The sequence below is a fragment of the Moorena sp. SIO2C4 genome (assembly GCF_010672485.1).
Lineage (GTDB): Bacteria > Cyanobacteriota > Cyanobacteriia > Cyanobacteriales > Coleofasciculaceae > Moorena > Moorena producens.
Window position 1 is genome coordinate 1 of record NZ_JAAHGN010000600.1, and the last position, 4,589, is coordinate 4,589.

General features: G+C 44.3%; 3 protein-coding genes. All 3 read right to left on the reverse strand.

Features of this window, described 5'->3' with window-relative positions; genetic code table 11:
• Positions 1 to 278: 278 nt before the first annotated feature.
• Entirely contained in the window at positions 279 to 1,595 is a 1,317-nt protein-coding gene (locus F6K20_RS25350; RefSeq protein WP_287267221.1) for a recombinase family protein, read from the reverse strand.
• Between the two features lie 27 nt (positions 1,596 to 1,622).
• Entirely contained in the window at positions 1,623 to 2,000 is a 378-nt protein-coding gene (locus tag F6K20_RS25355; RefSeq protein ID WP_009149275.1) for a VOC family protein, read from the reverse strand.
• A 591-nt stretch (positions 2,001 to 2,591) separates the two neighbouring features.
• The gene (locus F6K20_RS25360; RefSeq protein ID WP_009149271.1) at positions 2,592 to 4,076 is read right to left on the reverse strand and encodes an Ig-like domain-containing domain; all 1,485 of its coding nucleotides are present in this window, start codon (positions 4,074 to 4,076) and stop codon (positions 2,592 to 2,594) included.
• Between the last annotated feature and the right edge of the window lie 513 nt (positions 4,077 to 4,589).

Below are 4,589 nucleotides of genomic sequence, written 5' to 3' on the forward strand. Positions count from 1 at the left end.
TGTAAGCATATGTGCTATGCGCAGGCTACTTGAGGTGCGGTCAGCGGTCAGCCGTCAGCCATTCGCGTTCGCGCAGCGTGGCCAAAGGCCAAGCATGGCCTTTGGCTGATAGCTGATAGCTGATAGCTGATAGCTGATAGCTGATAGCTGAGAGCTGATAGCTGATAGCTGAGAGCTGAGAGCTGAGAGCTGAGAGCTGATAGCTGATAGCTGATAGCTGAGAGCTGAGAGCTGAGAGCTGAGAGCTGATAGCTGATAGCTGATAGCTGATAGCTTACCTAAAAAATAAACACAAGTTGCAGCTGCAATTCTTTTACCTGACGCAGGATTTCAATTTTTTGAATAAACTCCCGAAAGTAAAACCGACGCTCTGATTCTGATAAATCAATCCAGAATTGAGGAATGGATACTGTCTTAGCGATCGCTTTTAAATTCACTGGCGGCAAAGCAGCTAGCTGCTCCTGTAATTGGGAAATTTCTGTGCGTAGTTTGTATGCTCGTAAATCAGCAGTGTCTTGATCAAGCACCCCACTAGAGGTTAACAGAGGTAGTTGCTCTAAATTATCCTTTTTTTGAGTAATTTTCCCCTTAAGGGATTCCTTCACCCCATCCAAGCTGGGAGCATTCATAGCAGCAACAGCACGGGGTAATTCCTGACATATCAGTTGAATAGTTTGCTCCAAAACCTGTTCATAACTAATAGCACGGCATTTTGGATGCTTAGGACAATGAATCGGACGTAGGTAGAGATATTGTTTGTTTTTACGATATTGAGTAACACTAACAACGGTCATCCCCGACTGGCATTCCTCACAAACCACTAACCCGGCCAAAGAACGGGGAGCACTGGCGGTACGAGGAGGTAATTGTCGGTTGCGCCTGAGCAGTCGGTCAATCTGTGCGGCTTCTTCGCGATTCAAAATGGCGCTATGGGTATCGGAAATGACCTCACCATTTTTTTGATAGCCAAGGTCTCCCCGATAAACCGGATTTGTTAGCCAACGACGCCCGGTAGTCACGGAAATCCGTTTACCATATTTTTGCTCTAAATACCGTACTGCACCCCGCAAGGAACCATAAAGCAGAAACTGTTCAAAAAAATCCTTAACCACCGGTGCAGTACTGCGGTCAATTAGATAGCGGTCTTTGCCCCGCCGATAGCCATAGGGGGCTTTTCCTGGTGGAGGTAAGGCTTTGAGGCGATTACGAGCATGTCCTTGCCGAAGGCGGCGGCTGTTGACTTCCTGCTGGATTTCGTGTATTAGTTTCAGTAAGCTAGCGCGAATTGTAGTGTAGTTGGTAGCATCCGTTAGCTGAGCAGAATTGTAAGATTGCTCTGTGGCAATCAAGCAAACACCGAGGGTTTCAATTTGGCTAATGCGATCGCTAATTTCAGCCAAACACTCTCCCAGTTCTTCCAGACGACGAATTAGCAAGTAATCAGGAGCTTGAGCTTGGCAATCCGCAACTAACTGCTGCCACTGCTGGCGTCCTCCCAAATCTAGATAGACCTGATCCACCTCCAAACCCCAAACTTCTGGGTCAGGCACCGGGTCAAGTAGAGGATTGCTGTACAGGTAGGCAATGGTTTTCATTTATTCTCCCCATCCCTACGTTAAACCCTAAGTGCTAATCTTATTAATCTCACTAAGCTCAATAATATTACAATCTGGATCTTGGGTAAACAATGCCGCACGACCAGATGAGCTCAATTGAATCGGGTAACCATGAGCGTGTAGACATTCCTTCGCTTCATCTAAATTTACTACACTAAAGGCAATGTGGGGATTACGACCCCATTTTTCAGGATTTTTTAGGTCAACTTTAGCATTAGGATTAACCATCAGGTGAATTTGGAATTGACCAACTTGGTACCAAGCACCAGGAAATCTCAGCTCTCGATTAACTTTAGATAATCCCAAAATATTACCGTAAAAATGCTCTGCCTTTTCCAAATCAGAAACTAAAACAGCAACATGAAGACACTGATTAATTTCCATAGTCTTTTGATGTCAAGTTACAGGTTATTAGGTTGAAGGTTATTAGGTTGAAGGTTGAAGGTTGAAGGTTGAAGGTTGAAGGTTGAAGGTTATTAGGTTTAAGGTTGAAGGTTTGATGGTTGAAGGTTGAAGGTTTAAGGTTGAAGGTTATTAGGTTTAAGGTTGTTTGGTTACAGGTTGTTTGGTTACAGGTTGAAGGTTTGAAGGTTTCAAGGTTGTTTGGTTACAGGTTACAGGTTACAGGTTACAGGTTGCTCGGTTATTTTACCAACCTTCACCCTTGGCCAAAAGGCCACGCTACGCGAACAACCAAACACCCTTCCAAAAAAAACACCTTCAACCGGCTAACCTTCAACCGGCTAACCTTCAACCTACTAACTTTCAACCAGCCAACCTTCAACCAGCCAACCTTCAACTAGCCAACCTTCAACCAGCTAACCTTCAACCAGCTAACCTTCAACCAGCTAACCTTCAACCAGCTAACCTTCAACCAGCTAACCTTCAACCAGCTAACCTTCAACCTACTAACCTTCAACCTACTAACCTTAAACCAGCTAACCTTCAACCTGCTAACCTTCAACCTGCTAACCTTCAAGGTAGCCAACGAGCATTAAATCCAGTTAGGAGTGGTTCCGCTTCCAGCTTCACTGGAGTATCTGACGATGTATCATCCACTAAAGGTAATAGCCACAGTCTAGCATTGGCAATTATTTGTCCTTCATCAGTGATCAAACCTTCCTCAGATGACCGTTCAGGAACCAGTTGATCAAAGAGTATGCCTAAGTCATCTGGGGACAAACTCATATGAACTTCCTGTTGCTCCGGTAAAACTATCAAGCGCTTTAAGGTATACTCATTCTTTTCATTAGGTTTAAGGTTAATCGCTGCTAGGAAAGGTTCTTCTTTGAATTCTTCCCCAGCAATGAGTTGGCTGAGCAGACAATAGAGAATCTGGTTTTGCGCCGAGAATTCACAACTATGGACAGAACCAGTGGTGCGCAGTATCTCTTGCTCAGAGCCCTGGTTTTTGACTAAAAATAGCGATCGCGTATAGTCAGAATTAAACTTCACCATCACTGCTGCTGAACCATCCTTAGCAAAGTTTATGACCATGCCAAACTTCGGTAAAAAGTCTAGGGGTTGAGCATTTGGTGTCAAGGGTAAAATGCCCACTCCCTGACCTTGAGCCATCGCGATTGCGTTGCTATCAGGAGTAATCATAAAATCTCCTCCTGGTTCATGGTCTAATGGTCTCGGTTTGGTACCAGGTTGTATGGTCCACAGCCCAAATTCCGAAGGATTACTCCGACTGACCCGCTGCACCACAATCGTTTTACCATCAGCAGACAAATCAAACTTCAGATTCTGGTAGTCTTTGCTATCGAGAACCTGCTCAACTAACCCATCAGAGTCTGAGGATACGGGAGCTTGAGCTGGGGCACGAGTAGATATGCCCGTGGTCACAGTATATAATTTGGCCGAGAGCAAGTCCTGTTCTTGATTCTGACTATCAACAGCAGAGAAAAGAAGTCGGCTGCCATCAGGATAGAACTTAAAGTCCATAACCACCAAATCTGGAGGCGTCAAGATAGTTTTTTGTTGGCGAGTGAGATTATAGAAAATTAATCGCCCCTTTTCTTCTGCCTGAACACCCACATAGGCAAAGGCTCGGTCACGGGTACGGAAAGATGCCTTGAACGGTTCCATGGCAGTCTTGTTGCCAGGCTTAGCGAATTGATCTACTGCTCCAGTGAGCTGGAATTGATACTCGGTGCCATAGGGTAAAGGGAGCAGCGGAGTATAAGCCATTTTACGTCCAGCCCAGCTAATTTTGCCCGGTATGGGTGGAACAATCTTCAGATTAGTTTCCACACTAGTCTGATCCATAGGACGGCTGAAGGTTAGGATAAACGCTTTATCCTCCGCACCGACTTGTTTATCTTGCCACGTAAATTTCCGTACCCTGGGGGCAGTGCGATCGCCAGTCCACAGTAATATACCAATCAGTAGACTCAGTATAAGTATGACTGCGCCAGCAGTACGGTCAATGGGTTGAAGAAAGGTTTGACTCTTCATCTAATTAAATCCATCAGTAAAATTAGTCCAGAGTTCTAGTCTAGAGTTTCCAGAGCAAATGCCATTTAATTTATACAACCAAGACTTTATCTAGCGGTTCTGATAGTAATGAGGTACACATAATTTTGTACCTATTCCCTACTGCCTACTCCCTACTGCCTACTCCCTACTCCCTACTCCTTACTCCCTACTCCCTAAAACCTAGGACGAAAGTACCTTAAGCAATTGATAACTGAGAAATGCTATAGTTAAAATCCCTGATATCGACTAGTTTAATTGATCACCAGGTGATCAGGTTTATCACAAGACAAATTCTCAAAATTAGATCAGACAAATTGTCAACCTTTTTGGCTTTGTAATAAATCTTAAAAATTCCTGAAAAATCTACTAACACCTAGGGTTAGCTGGCTATACTAAGACCAGGTGATATATCTGAATTCAGGTCTGGCTATACTTGCTCTATCTAGTGGCTATATCTACTAACTGGAGCTAGATGCCTGCTTTTGAAACCGA

Coding starts and splice junctions, on each gene's coding strand:
- F6K20_RS25350 (WP_287267221.1), bottom strand. CDS start 1,595: ATGAAAACCATTGCCTACCTGTACAGCAATCCTCTACTTGACCCGGTG.
- F6K20_RS25355 (WP_009149275.1), bottom strand. CDS start 2,000: ATGGAAATTAATCAGTGTCTTCATGTTGCTGTTTTAGTTTCTGATTTG.
- F6K20_RS25360 (WP_009149271.1), bottom strand. CDS start 4,076: ATGAAGAGTCAAACCTTTCTTCAACCCATTGACCGTACTGCTGGCGCA.